The organism is Faecalibacterium hominis (ex Afrizal et al. 2022) (assembly GCF_049545105.1).
GTDB classification, from domain to species: Bacteria; Bacillota; Clostridia; order Oscillospirales; family Ruminococcaceae; genus Faecalibacterium; species Faecalibacterium duncaniae.
The window spans coordinates 2,631,575-2,647,698 of record NZ_CP186860.1 but is presented as its reverse complement, the minus strand read 5'-3'; the positions used below and the strand labels follow the sequence as shown (position 1 = coordinate 2,647,698).

Annotated in this window: 11 protein-coding genes and 1 pseudogene; 4 read left to right on the top strand and 8 right to left on the bottom strand. The window is 56.5% G+C overall.

The genetic code is table 11. From position 1 onward, the window contains the following. Position 1: 1 nt before the first annotated feature. Positions 2–1,816 carry a family 43 glycosylhydrolase gene (locus ACKXGA_RS12720; RefSeq protein WP_423729627.1) on the top strand — a complete coding sequence of 605 codons (1,815 nt, stop codon included), beginning with the start codon at positions 2–4 and terminating at the stop codon, positions 1,814–1,816. A gap of 3 nt (positions 1,817–1,819) precedes the next feature. Next, entirely contained in the window at positions 1,820–2,668 is an 849-nt protein-coding gene (locus ACKXGA_RS12715) for a sugar phosphate isomerase/epimerase family protein (protein WP_423729626.1), read from the top strand. A 110-nt stretch (positions 2,669–2,778) separates the two neighbouring features. Here ACKXGA_RS12715 and ACKXGA_RS12710 read toward each other — a convergent pair whose 3' ends face one another. The 7 genes from ACKXGA_RS12710 to ACKXGA_RS12680 form a co-directional block, all read right to left on the bottom strand. Continuing rightward, positions 2,779–5,397, bottom strand: a complete 2,619-nt coding sequence (locus tag ACKXGA_RS12710) for a family 78 glycoside hydrolase catalytic domain (protein WP_423729625.1) — start codon at positions 5,395–5,397, stop codon at positions 2,779–2,781. 240 nt (positions 5,398–5,637) lie between these two features. Then, positions 5,638–6,570, bottom strand: coding sequence for a carbohydrate kinase family protein (locus tag ACKXGA_RS12705; RefSeq protein ID WP_423729624.1), 933 nt, complete (start codon positions 6,568–6,570; stop codon positions 5,638–5,640). Between the two features lie 11 nt (positions 6,571–6,581). Further along, positions 6,582–8,408, bottom strand: a complete 1,827-nt coding sequence (locus ACKXGA_RS12700) for an alpha-amylase family protein (protein ID WP_423729623.1) — start codon at positions 8,406–8,408, stop codon at positions 6,582–6,584. Positions 8,409–8,414: 6 nt separating this feature from the next. Further along, positions 8,415–10,661, bottom strand: a complete 2,247-nt coding sequence (locus ACKXGA_RS12695) for an alpha-galactosidase (protein WP_423729622.1) — start codon at positions 10,659–10,661, stop codon at positions 8,415–8,417. Positions 10,662–10,770: 109 nt separating this feature from the next. Beyond that, positions 10,771–11,607 carry a carbohydrate ABC transporter permease gene (locus tag ACKXGA_RS12690; RefSeq protein ID WP_373098845.1) on the bottom strand — a complete coding sequence of 279 codons (837 nt, stop codon included), beginning with the start codon at positions 11,605–11,607 and terminating at the stop codon, positions 10,771–10,773. Between the two features lie 3 nt (positions 11,608–11,610). After that, positions 11,611–12,495 carry a carbohydrate ABC transporter permease gene (locus ACKXGA_RS12685; RefSeq protein ID WP_117534935.1) on the bottom strand — a complete coding sequence of 295 codons (885 nt, stop codon included), beginning with the start codon at positions 12,493–12,495 and terminating at the stop codon, positions 11,611–11,613. 23 nt (positions 12,496–12,518) lie between these two features. Next, a complete protein-coding gene (locus tag ACKXGA_RS12680; protein WP_423729621.1) occupies positions 12,519–13,796 on the bottom strand; it encodes an ABC transporter substrate-binding protein in 1,278 nt (425 codons plus the stop codon). 298 nt (positions 13,797–14,094) lie between these two features. Between ACKXGA_RS12680 and ACKXGA_RS12675 the strand changes: the two genes are divergently transcribed. Then, a complete protein-coding gene (locus ACKXGA_RS12675) occupies positions 14,095–14,961 on the top strand; it encodes an AraC family transcriptional regulator (protein WP_423729620.1) in 867 nt (288 codons plus the stop codon). Between the two features lie 103 nt (positions 14,962–15,064). Here the strand turns inward: ACKXGA_RS12675 and ACKXGA_RS12670 are convergent. Further along, a pseudogene (locus tag ACKXGA_RS12670) lies at positions 15,065–15,139 on the bottom strand (DUF6061 family protein); the annotation flags it as partial. Positions 15,140–15,713: 574 nt separating this feature from the next. Here ACKXGA_RS12670 and ACKXGA_RS12665 point away from each other — a divergent pair. Then, the gene (locus tag ACKXGA_RS12665) at positions 15,714–15,962 is read left to right on the top strand and encodes a DUF6061 family protein (protein WP_117476339.1); all 249 of its coding nucleotides are present in this window, start codon (positions 15,714–15,716) and stop codon (positions 15,960–15,962) included. Positions 15,963–16,124 lie beyond the last annotated feature (162 nt).

Below are 16,124 nucleotides of genomic sequence, written 5' to 3'. Positions count from 1 at the left end.
GATGAAACAAACCTATTGTAACCCCCTTGATCTGGGCTACCGTTACCAGCACATGAAGGAAGGCCCCCGTACAGCAGGTTTCCGGGAGGGTGCAGACCCCACGCTGGTATCCTTCAAGGGCAAATACTACCTCTTTGTTTCCATGTCGGCAGGCTTCTGGTATTCGGACGACCTGCTGCACTGGGACTTCCATGCAGACCCAGATCTGCTGATCTACGATTATGCCCCCGATGTGCGGCAGGTGGACGATTTCCTGTACTTCTGCGCCAGCCGCAAGGGGCGCAACTGTCCCATTCTGCGCACCGCCGACCCCCTGACCGAGCCGTTTACCGAGGTTTCTGCGCCCTTTGCTTTCTGGGACCCGGATCTGTTCTGCGATGATGATGGCCGGGTGTACTTTTACTGGGGCTGCTCCAATACTACGCCCATCTACGGCGTGGAGATGGACCCGGACACCATGACCCCCATCGGTGAAAAGCAGGAGCTGATCTTCGGCAATGAAACCGTACTGGGCTACGAACGCCCCGGCAACAACGGCATTGTGGACCGGGAAGCCAGCGTGCTGTACCAGTCCATGAAGCAGTTCTATGACCCCAAGACCGGCAAGCTGGATCTGCCGCCGCAGATGGCAAACATCCCCGGCCTGAGTGCCGAAAGCCTGACTGCCATGTTCAACGCTGTGGGCAAACCCTACATTGAGGGTGCCTTTATGACAAAGCATGACGGCCTCTATTACCTGCAATACGCCTGCCCCGGCACCCAGTACAACACTTACGCCGATGGTGTATACACCTCCACTTCTCCGCTGGGTCCCTTTGTGCGGCAGGCATCCAACCCGTTTTCCGCAAAGCCCGGCGGATTCATCACCGGCGCAGGCCACGGCAGCACCATTGCCGACCGCTATGGCAACTGGTGGCACGCCTCTACCATGCGCATTTCCGTCAACTATGACTTTGAGCGCCGGGTGGGGCTGTTCCCTGCCGGGTTCGACAAAGACGGGGTTCTCTACTGCAACCAGAACTTTGCCGATTACCCGCACCGCATCCCGGCTGGCAAATTCGATGCCGCCAGCCAGCAGCCGGAATGGATGCTGCTGAGCTACAAAAAGCCGGTCATGGCTTCCAGCACTGCCGAGGGCAGCAGCCCGGCACTGGCCGTCAACGAGGACTGCCGCAGCTGGTGGAGCGCCGCCGGTACAGAGCCGGGCGAATGGCTCTGCGTGGACCTTGGCAAAGAGAGTGATATCCGCGCCATTCAGGTAAATATGGCAGATGAAAAGCTTGTGGTGGACTTCCCAGCCGACAGCTACGGCGATACCCGCAAGACCCGCCACATCGAGACCCGGCCGCAGATCTCCCATTACACGGTAGAGACCAGTGTGAACGGAGCAGACTGGACGATTTGCGAAACGGTTGCCCGGGAGTGCTCCAACGGCTACTACGAATATGCCGACGGCATCCGTGCCCGGTATGTCCGGGTGACCGGCGGCGAACTGCCCTATGGGCAGGCACTGCGCATCAGCGGCCTGCGGGTGTTCGGCAACAGCGAGGGCGCAAAGCCCCCACAGGCTGAAGCCGCCGGGATTCGTGTGGATGCACTGGACGCAAAGATCAGCTGGCAGCACATCGAAAACGCGCAGGGCTGCAATGTCCGCTATGGCGTTGCACCAGACAAGCTCTATCTGAGCTGGTTGGTCTACGATGCAGACGAAGTGACCCTTTCCACCCTGACCGCCGGGCAGGAATACTACATCTGCGTGGACAGTTTTAACGAAAACGGCATCACGCCGGGCAAGACATTCAAACTGGAGGGGTAAATCATGCCCATCAAAGCCGTGCAGCAATTTATGCTGGGCACTGTACTGAACAACGAACAGCAGGCCAAAGAGACCCTTGCCGCCATGAAGGCCGCCGGGTACGATGGCATTGAACTGTGTAGATTTATGATCCATCCCATTGGCTTTGCGGTAAAGCTGCTGACCAAAGCCGCTGGAATGCCGGTGGGCAAGGGCGGCAATCTGGACTGGCACAAGCTGGTGCAGGAAGCCGGCCTAAAGGTGGTCAGCCTGCACACCGACCTTGGCAGTCTGGAACGGGATGCCCATGCAGTGGCCGAGGAAGCAAAAAGTTTTGGCACGGAGTATGTGGTCATCACCGGGATGTACCGCTTTGATTATGGCGATGAAACCACGATGCACGAACTGGCCAAACGTCTGAACAAGGCGGGCGAGACCCTGCAAAAAGAGGGCATCCACCTGCTCTACCACAACCACAACTGCGAGCTGCGCCACGTGAATGCGGAAAAGCGCGCATACGATATTCTTTTAGAGGAAACCGATCCGGCCTTCGTCAACTTTGAGTTTGACAGCTACTGGTTCACCGAGGGCGGTGCAAACGCCTTGGCGTGGATGCAGCGGCTTGGCTCGCGCATGAAGCTGTGGCACATCAACGACCGGGGCACCCGCATCACCGGCAGCGCCATTACCCCCATTCTGAAAACCGACAGTATGGAGCTGGGCACCGGCAACATGGATCTGGACAGCCTGATGACGCAGGCTCTTGCCACGGGTGTAGATGCCATCATTCTGGAAAGCCACCGCAACTGGGTGGACAATTCCCCTGTCAAGAGCTTCCAGCTCAGTGCAAAATATCTTGCACAAAAATTCTGATCTGCCATTTTCTCATCATTTTCTTCTTCATTATCCCCATAAAAGCAACGCCCCGCACCGGTTACTCCTTCCGGTGCGGGGCGCTGTGTTTTGCGGGGAATATTTCTGCGTTACAGGGTATGGGTTCCCGGCTGCAAGGTCAGGTTTCTGCCATCCGGGAGGGTAACTTCTGCGGTCAGATTACAGGGCACGGTGATGGTGTAGGTCACAGCATCGCCTGCATACTGCCAGCCGCTTTCAATGCGCCCCACCGGGGAATCGTACACCGCTTTTGCCCAACCCAGTGCAGGGTTCGGGGTGGGAGCGATAGTCAGGGTCTGGCCTGCCAGATGGATGCCGCACACACCGCCGAACAGCCAGCCGCAGATCGCACCGTAGGAGTAATGGTTCAGGGATTCACTGGGGTGTCCGGCTTCGTCGATGCCGGTCCATGTTTCCCAGACGGTCGTTGCACCCTTCTTGACCTCGTACAGCCAGCTGGGGGCGGTATCCTGCAGCAGCAGCTTGTAAGCGGTGTCCACATGGCCATACTTTGCCAGCACCTCACAGAGGAAGGGCGTGGAAAGGAAACCGGTGTTCAGATGGCAGCCGTTTTCCAGCACCATCTGGTTCAGCGTATCCGCAGCGGCTTGGCTCTCAGCTTCATCCAACAGACCGAATGCCATGGCACGGACATATTCACACTGCCGGTCGGACGTGATTTTTCCGTTTTCCGTAAACGCGGCGCGGTAGGCAAGGCGGGCTTTTTCCGCTGTGTCACGGTACTGCGCTGCATCCTCTGCCTTGCCCAGCGCCTGTGCAATTTCTGCCAGAAGCCGCCCGGAATAAGCCAGATACGCCGTACCCACGCTTTTGCGCGGGTTCATCATCGCCTGCATGGGGGTAATGCCCGGCTCACACCATTCGCCGTAGTCCAGACCGTTCAGAACAGTGTATTTGGCGTACTCGCCGGTCTGTTGCTCCTCGGTGGTCTGCTGGGCACGACCCAGCAGGAACGCATACCACTTCTGCATCATCTCGTAGTTGTCTGCCAGGATCTTGCGGTCGCCGGTACGCTGATAAAGAGCGTAGGGCACCAGAATGGCGGCATCGCCCCAGCCCGCCGACATACAGAGCATGGGGGTCATATAACCGGGGCGGCTGGTGGGCGGAGCAATGTTTGCCATGCGTCCATCCGGGTACTGGTTCAGGCGGCATTCGGCCAGCCATTTTTCCACCACCGGGTAGCAATCCATCAGGGTCAGACCGGTTTCAATGAACACCCCCATGTCGCCCGTCCAGCCGGCACGCTCACGGGTAGGACAGTCGGTGGGGATATCGCAGAAGTTGCCCTTCTGGCTCCACACACTGTTTTGCACCAGCTGACTCACATCCGCATTGCCGCACCCAAAACTGCCGGTCACCGGCATCTGCGAATAGACGGCACGGGCGGTAAACTCTGCGCCGGTCAGGTCGATGTCCGTTTCCACCTTTGCGTACCGGAAGCCCATGATGGTAAAGCTGGGCTTGTAGTGGTTTTCGCCCTCTTTGCAGATCAGTTCCAGCATCTGCTCCGTGCCGCCCTCTTTGTGGCGGTTCCGATCCTGAAAGTTCTCCTGGGTGAAGTTGCCGTTCTCGTCCAGCGTTTCGCCGCAGAGCAGACGGATCTTCTGACCTTCGTGGGCAGTCAGCTTCATTTCTACATAGCCTGCCATATTCTGCCCGAAATCCAAAACCGTTTCTCCATTGGGTGTGCGGAACAACCTGCCCGTGAAGGTTTCCTGTTCCCGGATGGGCACGGTGTTCATGCCAATGAGGGGGAGCGTGTTGGGCGCAGTCCTCACGCCGTGCCAACCGGTCAGTTCTCCTTCCAGCCGGGCATCGTACACTTCGCCCTGCTGCAGATCGTTCTGGCGGATAGGGCCGCACTGGGTTGCTTCCATGGCATCATCCGAAACGCAGACCGCCTTGCCATCCACTTCCAGCTGGAACAGGACAGCCAGTTCCTTGCCGAACAGGTCGCGGTCACCATCCACGCCGGAAGTGCTGCGGTACCAGCCATCGCCCAGCGCGATCAGCAGTTCATTCTCGCCGGGATGAACAAGCACTGTCACATCGTAGGTCTGTGCCCCAAGGTGCTTGTCTGCGGTAAAGCTGCCGGGAGCAAGCACCATATCGCCGACCCGCTTGCCGTTCAGCCATGCCGTATACAGACCCTTGGCGGTAATATACAGCCGCTTGCTTTCTCCTGCCGGGGCGGTGAACGTTTTGCGCAGATAGCTTGCCGGGCAGTGGGGCTGATACGGCTGCGCCGTGCCTTTGCCGGAGGCTTCCAGCGCAGCCTGCTTCTGCTCCCAGTTGGGCTTTGCAAAGGCGTTGATTGCATCGGTGCAGTCGATATCCGGTTCTTCCGTTTCCGGGCAGACCCACACGCCCTGCCAGTCGGCAAAAGGCAGACCCGTTTCAAAGACCGCTTCGCTCCACGCACCGGGCTGGTCATTTTCATCCCACAGCCGGATGCGCCACTGTCCCTGCGTCTTGGGCGGCACAGGGGTGGGCGTTTCGGTGTGCATCACACTGCTCAAGATCTTTCCGCTTGCCCACAGCGTTTCAGCTCCGGCGGTCACTTCGATTTCGTAGGCGGTCTGGCGCACGCCTTCGGCGCACTGCCACGATAAAAACAGCGTCCCGGCATCTATGCCGAGAGGCTGGGTCAGATGATTCGTTTTCAGGTTTGTTGCTTGCATCATCCACATCTCCTTTTTCCGTTTGATCTCTGCTCTTATTATAGAGGGAATCCCACGGAATAAGGGTGCAAAAATTTGTGTTGCCGGTCAAAAAGTCGTGCTATTTATGATAATCCAAAAAATTCATCTTGCTTCACGACTTTTCATCCGTACTGTCTGCGGTTTTCCTGTTATACTTTGGATATCATAGCGCAAACCGGCCACCAGCCTGTATGATTTGCTACAGGTTGGTGTCCGGTTCTGTTATTTTTCGATTTCTTCCAATGCAGGCATGGCAGGGATCGCACCGTGGCGGCTGGTGGTAATGCTTGCCGCCTTGTTGGCAAAGGCCAGAATGCTTTCCAGCTTGTCCACCGTCAGGGTGTCCAACTCCTCCTTGCAAAGCTTGGAAAGTGCCGCACCAAAGAAGGTATCGCCTGCGCCGTTGGTGTCGCCTACCTTGCAGGGGATGCCAGCCACATGGCCAGTTTTCTTCCCAAAGCGGTAGAATACGCCGTTTGCACCCAAGGTGACGAAAATCAGCCGGATGCCGTTCTGTGCCAGCTGTGCCGTGCCGCTTTCGCAGTCAGTGGTGCCGGTGAGCAGGGGCAGCTCTTCATCGGACACTTTCAAGATATCCACCAGCGGCAGGGGTGCTTTCATCTGGGCAATGGCGTCCTCTTTGTTCTTCCAGAGGTTGGCACGGTAATTCGGGTCATAAGTAATGACAGCACCCAGCTTTTTGGCACGGGCAGCGGCATCCAGCGTGGCGGTGCGGGAGGGGTCAGCGGTCAGGCTGACAGAGCCAAAGTGGACGATTTTGGCAGCTTTCAGAGCACCCTCCGAAATGTCCTCTTTGCTCAGCATCACGTCAGCGTTGGCGCTGCGGTAGAAGCTGAAATCCCGCTCGCCGGTGGCATCCACTGACACGACTGCCATGGTGGTGGGGTGGTCTGCATCCACCGCCATGCCGGAAACGTCCACCTTGTTCTCTGCCAGAACCTCTTTCAGGTAGCGGCCAAAGGCATCCGCACCCACCTTGCCGATAAAGGCGGTCTGTGCGCCCAGGCGGGCAGCAGCCACAGCCAGATTTGCCGGGGCACCGCCGGGGTTTGCGGCAAATTGAGGGATGCCGCGTTCATCCTTGCCGGTCTGGGTCAGGTCGATCAAAACTTCACCAATCGTTACAATATCCATGGCAGCTCCTTTCAGCGGCGCACCAGCAGTGCCTGATACGGCTTCAGCTCCGCATCCGCCAGCCAGACGGAAGTGCCCTCCGGGGTGTGATACTCGCCGCCCAGAGCGTCCAGACTGGCCCCTGCCGGGTACTCGGTAAAGTTGAACAGTCCCACCAGCGTTTCCTCGCCGCGCTTGCGTACCAGCGCCAGCACGCCGGGGTTGTGGCTGTCCCATGTAGTCACCCACGCATCCGGGGCAAAGCAGGGGTCTGCCCGCATTTGGCGCAGCTGCTCCATGCCCTGCCACAGCTGGTTTTGCAGCGTGCCCTTTTGGGTGCGCCGCTTTGCATCCTCCCAGTTGAATTTGCTGCGGTGCAGGTTGCGGCTGTCCTCCACACGGTCGGGGTCGTTTTTGTAGTCCCAGCCGTTGCGCTGGGCGATCTCATCCCCGCAGTTCAGCATGGGGAAGCCCTGCAAGAATGCCACAGCAGTGTGCAGCAGCAGGTCACGCTTCACCGCATAGTCCAGTGCGGTTTTATCGTCCTTTTCCAGTGCCTGCTCCACGCCGCACAGGCTGGCAGTGGTGCCGCAGCTGCGGGCATCGCCGGTAGCAGGGTCGTAGTTGTACAGTTCGCCCTTTGCCCAGCTGCCGGGGAAATTGCCCTCGTAGAAGTGGTAGAGATATTCCTTATGTTTCTGCGGGTCGATGCCGAGCCGGTTTTCCACCGCCTCGTCCAGACCCCAGCCAATATCATCGTGGCAGCGCAGATAGTTCACGAACCAGCAGTTGTCCGGCAGGGCATGGAGGGCATCCAGCTGCGCCTTCAGCAGCCGGGTGTCCCGGCTGGCAAGGGCACCCCACAGGTTGACCATGGTGGACACGTTGTAGAGCATGTGGCATTCCGGCTTTTCTGGCGTGCCGAAGTATGCCGCCAGCTCCTTGGGTGCCATGACCACCTCGCCCTTGAGGATGACTGCGGGGCAGACTACCTCCAATACCATGCGGAGCATCCGCACAATGGTGTGCACCTGCGGCAGGTTGCGGCAGGTAGTGCCCAGCTGCTTCCAGATATAAGGCACCGCATCAATGCGGAACACTTCTACACCCAGATTTGCCAGATGCAGGATGCTCTTGGTCATGTCTACGAACACTGCCGGGTTTGCGTAGTTCAGGTCCCACTGGTAGTCGTGGAAGGTGGTCAGCACCCACTTGTGCATCTCCTCGCACCAGGTAAAGTTGCCGGGGGCAGTGTTGGGGAACACCTGCGGCACGGTCTGCTCGTACTGGTCGGGGATGGTGCGGTCATCATAGAGGTGGTAATAGGCCTGAAACCACGGGTCGCCTGCCTTTGCCGCCATGGCCCAGCGGTGGGTGCTGGCGGTGTGGTTCATGACAAAATCCAGACACAGGCTGATGCCGGCCTTGCGCAGTTCACGGGTCAGGTTTTCCAGGTCTTTGTTGGTGCCAAGGGCAGGGTCTACGGTGTCAAAATCCTCCACCGCATAGCCGCCGTCGTTGTGGGGGTGGGGCATCTGCAGCAGGGGCATCAGGTGCAGATAGGTCAGCTTCTGTTCTTTCAGGTAGGGCAGCTTTTTTGCCAGTTCTTTCAGGTTCCCGGCAAAGAGGTCGGTGTACATGGTCATGCCGAACATATTGCCCCGCTTATACCAATCCGGGTCGGCAGAGCGGGCCTTGTCCAGTGCTTTCAGCTCAGCACTGCGGGCGTTGTAGGCTTCTGCCATCTCCTGTTCCAGAACTTCCAGCCCTTCCCGGTTGTGGTACAGTTCCATGAACAGCCATTCCAGCTCGTCCTTATGGCGGGCAAAGCGGGTGGAAAATGCAGTTTGATCCTTCATATCCTTTTATCCTTTTCGTGTAAGATGAAGCTGCACGCTGGGGTAATCGCCAAACAGCTGCGGCAGGACAAGTCCCGCATACAGCAGTGTGCTGCCGCTGAACCGCATCCCCTTGTGAATGCCGTCCTCTACGTCGTGGGCATACCGGGAGCCGAAATAGTCGATGCCATCCAGCTCATACACAGCGTCTTCTTCCAGCCCACGGAAGCACAGGTAGATGGGCAAGGGATTTGCCTGCGGATGAGTCACCACCAGATTCAGCAGTGCCTCGCTGCCGTCCTCTGCGGCAAACTGCCATGCCGTGAAATATGTGTTTTCTGCCGGGTCGGTCAGCCGGTAATAATCGCCGGTGCGGATCAGGTCGTTCAGCCGCTTGAACCGCTTGATCTGGTTTTTCACTGCGGTGCACTCGGTGCGCTTCAATTTGCCCAGATCCAGCTCGTAGCCAAAGGTGCCGCTCATCGCCACCACAGCACGGGTGTCGATGGGCGTAGTCCGGCCGGTCTGGTGGTTGGGGCAGGCGGAAACATGGGCACCCATGGTGCAGACCGGATAGCCAAAGGAGGTGCCGTGCTGGATCGTCAGCCGCTCAATGGCATCGGTATCATCACTGCACCAGATCTGGGGGTAGTAGCACAGCATTCCGGCATCAAAGCGTCCGCCGCCGCCTGCGCAGCCCTCGAACAGCACCTCCGGGAAGCCCTGCGTCAGCCGCTCTGCCAGCGCATAAACGCCCAGCATATAGCGGTGCATGATCTCGCCCTGCTGCTCGGCAGGGAAAGCACGGCTGTACACATCGCTCATGCTGCGGTTCATATCCCACTTGATATACTCGATGTGATGCTCCCGCAGCAGCCTGCCGATCGCCTCTGCCAGATAGTCCACCACCTCCGAGCGGGAGAGGTCCAGCACCAGCTGGTTGCGTCCCATGGCGGGCTTACGTCCGGGCAGGGTCAGTGCCCAGTCCGGGTGGGCGCGGTACAGCCGGGAGTTCTCGTTGACCATTTCCGGTTCGATCCACAGACCGAATTTCATGCCCAGCGCATTGATTTGCCCGATCAGCGGGTCCAGTCCGCCGGGCAGCTTTTCGCAGTTCACGATCCAGTCGCCCAGACCCTGATTGTCGTCATTCCGGGTGCCGAACCAGCCATCGTCCAGCACCATCATCTCCACGCCGAGAGAAGCCGCTTTTTCAGCGATCTTTACGATCTTTTCGGTGTTGAAATCAAAATAGGTGGCCTCCCAGTTGTTGATCAGCACCGGGCGGCGTTTGTCCTTCCATGGGCCGCGGCAGATGTTGCGCCGCAAAAAGCGGTGGTACTGCTGGGAAAGCGGGGTCAGACCCTCTGCCGCAAAGGAAAGGATCACCTCCGGAGTGTCAAAGGTCTCGCCCGGCTTCAGGTTCCACGCAAAGCGTTCCTCCTGAATGCCGCTCACTACCCGGACAAGCCCGGTCTGAGAGCGCTCCACGTCCATCTGGTAGCTGCCGGAATAGACCATCATCACCCCGTAGCAGGCACCGCTGGTCTCCGTTGCATCCTGCTGGCAGAGGATCAGGAAGGGATTGTTGTGGTGGCTGGAGCTGCCCCGCACCGAAGAAATGGTCTGGATATTGGTGCCCACGGCTTCCCGCTCCAGCTGCCGCTCCATGGCGTGTCTGCCGTGGAAATGCAGCAGATCCCATCTGCCAAAGGGCAGATCCAGACAGGCAGATGCCGCCTTATCCAGCCGCAGCGTGGCATCGCCGTGGTTTGTCAGCCGCGCCGCGCGGGTGATGACATCCTGCTGTGCAAACACGCCGTACAGCAGTTCCAGCGTCAGACCGGTGGTCTCGTCCTGCATTCGGACGATCAGGGTCTCGGCATCGTTTTCCTCTGCATGGGCACAGGGCAGACCGGTCAGCTGATATTTGCCCGCCTCCACCGTGTGGCTCACATAGGTAAAGTCTGCGCCAAAGGCACCACGGCTGTCAGCCACCGTCAGGCAGGACAGACGGAAATCGCCCACATTGCAGCCGGTATACTCCTGCGGGAGCAGATCCGGGGAAACGCCCCGGTGGGTGCGGTAAGCGTAGTAATCCGGCGAAAATCCCCGGTCTGTGCGGGGATACAGCTGCATCAGATCGCCTGCACCGATTTTTTTACCATAATACAGGTGCAGCAGATGTCCCAGCGCATCCACCTTCATGTGGTAGCTGGTATGGGCGGTCTCCAATACAAAAATGCGGGAGTCAGAATCAAATCGAATGCTCATTGGTTCAACACCTCAAAGAATTATTTTCAACAAAAATGCCGACAGGCAGGCGGTCGTATGGGAACGGCTACCCGCCTGTCGGCTATGATGAAGGAGAAATGTGAATTGCTTATTTACCGCCGGTCATGGCAATGCCCTGAATAAACTGCTTTTGGAAGATCAGGTACAGGATCACCATGGGGATCATGGCCAGCAGGCTGCCTGCCATCAGCACCGGGAAGTTGGTGGTGTACTGACCGTTCAGGGTAGAAAGGCCGGCAGACAGGGTCATCATGTTCAGATCGGTGTTACAGATCAGCGGCCACATCAGGTCGGCATAAGCGAACACCGCCGTAAAGATGGCCAGTGCCGCCATGCTGGGGCCGGTCAGCGGCAGCATGACCTTGACAAAGGTCTGCCACTTGTTGCAGCCGTCCAGATACGCCGCCTCTGCGATCTCGTTGGGGATGCCCAGATACGCCTGCCGCAAAAAGAAGGTGCCGAAGGCGCTGACCAGACCGGGGAACACCAGCGCGAAGATGGAGTTGGTGGCCCCCATCTTTGCCAGCATCTGGTACTGCGGAATAATGAAGATCTGGCTCGGCAGCATCATCTGGATCAGCACCAGACCGAACAGCAGCTTTTTGCAGGGAAATTCCAGCTTGGCAAAGGCATAGCCTGCCATGGAGCTGAACACCACCGCAAAGATCACACGGAACAGGATCAGCAGACCCGTATTGATGTAGAGGTTGGTAAAGGGCAGGCTCTGCAATGCCTTGACAAAGCTGTCCAGATTCCAATGGGAGGGCAGGATCTGCGGCGGGATCGCCATAGACTCGGCCTGCGTCTTGAAGCTGGTGAGCACCATCCATACAAAGGGGAAGATCATGCTGATGCTGCCGAGGATCAAGACCAGATAGGTAAAGAACGTTACGACATTCTTTCTGGTTTTCAGACTGGCATTCATAGTTTACACCTCGTAATTGACCCACTTCTTCTGACCGATGAACTGCACCAGGGTGACCAGACCGATCAGCAGCACGGTCCACACCACAATGGCCGATGCGTAGCCCTTATTGCCGGCAACAAAGCTCTCGCGGTAGAACAGGTACATCAGGCTCTGTGCACTGGTCAGCGCAGGGTTCGTCTGCTCCACCATCATGTAGATCAGATCGTAGACCTTCAGGGAAGCCATCAGCCGCATAATGAGCACCACAAACAGGGTGGGCGACACCATGGGCAGCGTAATGCTGAAGAACTGGCGGATCTTGGATGCACCGTCCAGCTCGGCGGCTTCGTACAGGGACTGGGAAATGTTCTGGATGCCGGACAGCAGCAGCACGGCATCGTAGCCGATGGAGCTCCAGATGGAAACGATAGCACAGGTGACCAGAACGATCTTGGGGTCGGTCAGCCAGCGGATGTTCGTGCCAAGGACCTGATTCAGAATGCCATACTCCGCATTGAAGATCCACTTCCAGACCATTGCAACCGCAGCAGGAGCCACCACCATGGGCAGGAAGAAGATGGCGCGGAAGGCGGTCTTGCCCTTGATCTTCGCGTTCAGCAGCACTGCCACGATCAGTGCCAGAAAAACGCCCACCGGCACAGTGAGGATGCAGAAGTAGATGGAGTTCCAGTTTGCCTTCCAGAATTCCGCATTGCGGAACATTTCAAGGTAGTTTTCCAGACCGCAGAACTGATAGGCTCCAAAGGCTTTCGTCTTGGAAAAACTCATGTAGATGGTCTGGAAGAACGGGATAATATTCAGGATCATCAGACCGAGGATGGTGGGAGCTACCATGACCAGCCCCCAGAAACGCCCATCCCGGCCCAGCTTTGATGTGCTTTTCATTTGGTTCCTCCCAAGCTGCATTTTCAGCCCGCACTGGCCTGATCCACGATGTCCTGCATCTTCTGCAGGCCGGTTTCGATATCCTCGGTACCTGCGTAGATCTTCAGCAGCTCATCATTGACCTTGCTCTTCCACTCCGGGCGAGAGGCGTTGTTGACGCTCTGAATGCTGTACTCAAACATCTCAATGAAGCACTGGATGTTGATGGGATACTCTGCAAAGCAGCCTGCCCAGGTATCCTCCAGACCCTGATAGGCAGGGATGGCCGCACCGCTTTCGCCCTGAATGCGCTGACCCTCCTCGCTGCCGAAGAACTTCAGGATATCCTTCACGGTATCCAGATTCTTGTTGCTGGCAGCAGTCGCGTAGCACAGACCGTTGGAGATGGTGGCACGGCCGTCTCCGCTTTCCGGGTCGGGGCACTTGGGCAGAACAGCCACATCCCACTTGCCCACCATTTCGGGGTAGTTCTGCAGCTCGGCAAGGATGTTCCAGTCGCCTTCCAGGAACATTGCGCCCTTCTCGGAGAAGAATGCAGTGCCGGGAGCAGTCTCGGCAAAGTAGGTCTGGTCCGGGCACCAGTCGTTCTGCTGGAGACCGATGTAGAACTTCATTGCCTTTTCGGTGGCAGGCTGGGTAAAGCCCGCCTTAGTCTTGTCCTCGTTCAGGATGTAGCCGCCAGCCTGATACACAAAGTTCCAGTAGCCAAGCTGGTCGTCGGCGTATGCCATATAGCCGTACTTGCCGGTGGCAGCGTAGATCTTCTCGGATGCGCTGACCAGATCGTCCCAAGTCCAGTTCTCGTCCGGGTAAGCAACACCGGCATCATCGAACATCTCCTTGTTATACACCAGACCGACCGTGTCCTTGTCCTTGGGGACTGCATACAGGGTACCGTTGGAGCCCATGGCGTTGGACAGCGAGATCTCCGAGAACTTGTCCTTTTCCACAATATCGGAGCAATCTGCCAGCATTCCATTGTCAGCGTACTTCAGAATTTCATTGGTGTGCATCCAGAAAATATCCGGCATCTGGTTGCTGGTGGCTGCAGCCTCCAGCTTGGTCCAGTATTCGTTCCAGCTGGTGACCTGCACCTCAATGCTGACCTCCGGGTGCTGCTGGGTGTAGGCCGCACACATAGCCTCCATACCATCCTTCTGTGCAACGTCCCAGATCTGGAAGGTCAGTGCCTTCTTGCCGCCGGAAGAACCGCTGCCGCTGTTGCCGCCGCAGGCTGCCAGCATGGATGCGGCGCTCATTGCTGCCATTGCCTTTACGAATTGTCTGCGAGAGATCTTCATTTTTGTTCTCCTCCAAAGTCATTGTTCCGTAGGGTGATCTTCGTACTGTGTCGCACCGGCCGGGTCGATTTTTCTTGCTTTTGTCAGCTCTTACAAAAGCAGCGAGAAAATTTTGTGCATCATCACATTGCACAATTTCTTTTCTCTTGTTGTGTCATTATTATACTATCTGCCAGCAGTTTCGTAAATGCAAAAATGCGACTTGTTATATCTCAATTTGAAGGAATACTGCGAATTATGTTGAAGTCATAACGCATTTTGGTATATAATAAGAAAAAGCGGACAGGAGGCATCTTGTATGCAAGAATGTACAAAAAGAAACGTATCAACGGAAACAAAATGCAGGTTCCATGTGTTTCAGGATGAGCGATTCGTCGATCTCAACTTATACCAATATGGCTGGGAGCAGACAGAGCCTCTGCACTCCTATGGTCCCTATGCCCGTAACCACTATCTGTTCCACTATGTCATCTCCGGCAAAGGGTTGCTGTTTGCAAACGAGCAGGAATACGCCATCGAGGGCGGGCATGGTTTTCTGATTGCTCCAGGTGAGGTCACCACCTACCGTGCCGATGAACAGGATCCGTGGGAATACACATGGATCGAGTTTGACGGTCTGCGTGCCCACGAAGCCCTGAACCTTGCAGGCATCAGCGGACAGAACCCTGTGTACTCGCCTGCAAGCGCCAAAGCCGGGCAGCTGCTGCAGGAGCAGATGCTCTTCCTGGTAAATCACAGTCAGGACAGCCCCATGCGTCAGATCGGCTACGGCTTTCTGTTTCTGGATCAGCTTGTGCAGTCCTCTGCCTCCCATCAGGCACAAAGTCCACGCCGCCTGCGGGACTTCTATATGAAGGAGGCGCTGTCCTTCATAGAGCAGCATTACAGCGAAGATATCTCCATCGAGGATATCTCCTCCTTCTGCGGACTGAACCGCAGCTATTTCAGCAAGGTGTTCCGGGATACCATGGGCGAAAGCCCGCAGGGGTTCCTGCTGCACTACCGCATGGCACGGGCGGCACAGCTGCTGACCGAAAGCCGCCTGCCCATCAGCACCATCAGCGCCATGGTCAGCTATCCCAATCAGCTTCACTTTTCCCGTGCGTTCAAAAATGTATATGGCATCAGCCCACGGGACTATCGTGCAAAGCATCTTGCACTATAAAAATCGGTCTCATTGTCCGCTATACGCCTTTCGTTTTTTCCGACATATAAAAATGCCCCATTTGTCAGACTGAATCCTGTCGGACAAATGGGGTGCTGTTCATTCTCCCATCCCGGAGCAGAACCTCCACGCAGCCGGTATCCATGTTGAATTTGCAAACTCTTGCATCGTACTTCATGTTTGTGTCCTTTCTGCCTTACGGCACTCTTACAGTGGTCTGTCGTGCTTTCTTATGATAAGGTCTGGGACGTTTTTCGATGGAAGCAAGGGATTCATTCTGTTTTCCAAAGAACATAAAAAATCCGAACCCTTCTCCTATTGGAAAAAAGTTCGGATTTTGTTGTTGTGGTGCACCTCCAGGGACTCGAACCCTGGGCCCACTGATTAAGAGAAACCAACGTGCAACAATCGTCAATTTTCAAAATTACGCAGATTCGTTATTTTTATCGCTTTATCGTAAATTTGTGTTTTGCATCTGCTGCATCCTTTGCACCTGTTGTCCCCTCTCGCATCCGTTATCCAGCCGTTCCGGTGTGCAAAAAGTGTGCAAAAGTGTGCAGAGCCAAAATCAGCCCCTTAAAGCAGGCATCGGATTTTTATGCAAAGCCGGGAAATCGGTCGGGTTCAAGCCCGACACGGCAGCTACAATCTTGCCTGTTCAGACTAAGCATCAAATGTACATCAACAATTTGATTCTTGGCAGGGATATGGACAATCGAACTGACACCGCCTTATATAAAAGGAGTTTCACCATGAACAAACTGCTTTCCTGCCGCTACAACATGGACACCAACCGGGTAGAAGCCCAGTTCGCTGATAGCTCTGCCGTTGCCATCGACTGCATCGCCATCGAGGACGAGTACGGCAATACCCCGGCACAGCGGGCAGAGCTGGACTGGCTGCTGTACAACAAGCCGCTGGAGTATGCACAGCTTGTGCTGGGTGAAGAGATTGAGCATTATCTTTCCCTCGGCTGCGACCACGGCAGACCGGAAGATTAAGCCCCTATAAAGAACACGATGCTCACCGACCTATGGTTTGCCATAAGCTGGTGGGCATCGCTTCTTATCCATAAGCAACTCGCTCTTTTCGGCTAACGCTTTTTTATTCGTAAATGTTTCCCTTGCAGAATCTAGCCAGATTCACTATAATAAGAAAGAACT

Excerpts from the sequence above, each read along its gene's own strand:
- ACKXGA_RS12720 (WP_423729627.1), top strand. The coding sequence starts at position 2 with ATGAAACAAACCTATTGTAACCCCCTTGATCTGGGCTACCGTTACCAG.
- ACKXGA_RS12715 (WP_423729626.1), top strand. The coding sequence starts at position 1,820 with ATGCCCATCAAAGCCGTGCAGCAATTTATGCTGGGCACTGTACTGAAC.
- ACKXGA_RS12710 (WP_423729625.1), bottom strand. The coding sequence starts at position 5,397 with ATGATGCAAGCAACAAACCTGAAAACGAATCATCTGACCCAGCCTCTC.
- ACKXGA_RS12705 (WP_423729624.1), bottom strand. The coding sequence starts at position 6,570 with ATGGATATTGTAACGATTGGTGAAGTTTTGATCGACCTGACCCAGACC.
- ACKXGA_RS12700 (WP_423729623.1), bottom strand. The coding sequence starts at position 8,408 with ATGAAGGATCAAACTGCATTTTCCACCCGCTTTGCCCGCCATAAGGAC.
- ACKXGA_RS12695 (WP_423729622.1), bottom strand. The coding sequence starts at position 10,661 with ATGAGCATTCGATTTGATTCTGACTCCCGCATTTTTGTATTGGAGACC.
- ACKXGA_RS12690 (WP_373098845.1), bottom strand. The coding sequence starts at position 11,607 with ATGAATGCCAGTCTGAAAACCAGAAAGAATGTCGTAACGTTCTTTACC.
- ACKXGA_RS12685 (WP_117534935.1), bottom strand. The coding sequence starts at position 12,495 with ATGAAAAGCACATCAAAGCTGGGCCGGGATGGGCGTTTCTGGGGGCTG.
- ACKXGA_RS12680 (WP_423729621.1), bottom strand. The coding sequence starts at position 13,796 with ATGAAGATCTCTCGCAGACAATTCGTAAAGGCAATGGCAGCAATGAGC.
- ACKXGA_RS12675 (WP_423729620.1), top strand. The coding sequence starts at position 14,095 with ATGCAAGAATGTACAAAAAGAAACGTATCAACGGAAACAAAATGCAGG.
- ACKXGA_RS12665 (WP_117476339.1), top strand. The coding sequence starts at position 15,714 with ATGAACAAACTGCTTTCCTGCCGCTACAACATGGACACCAACCGGGTA.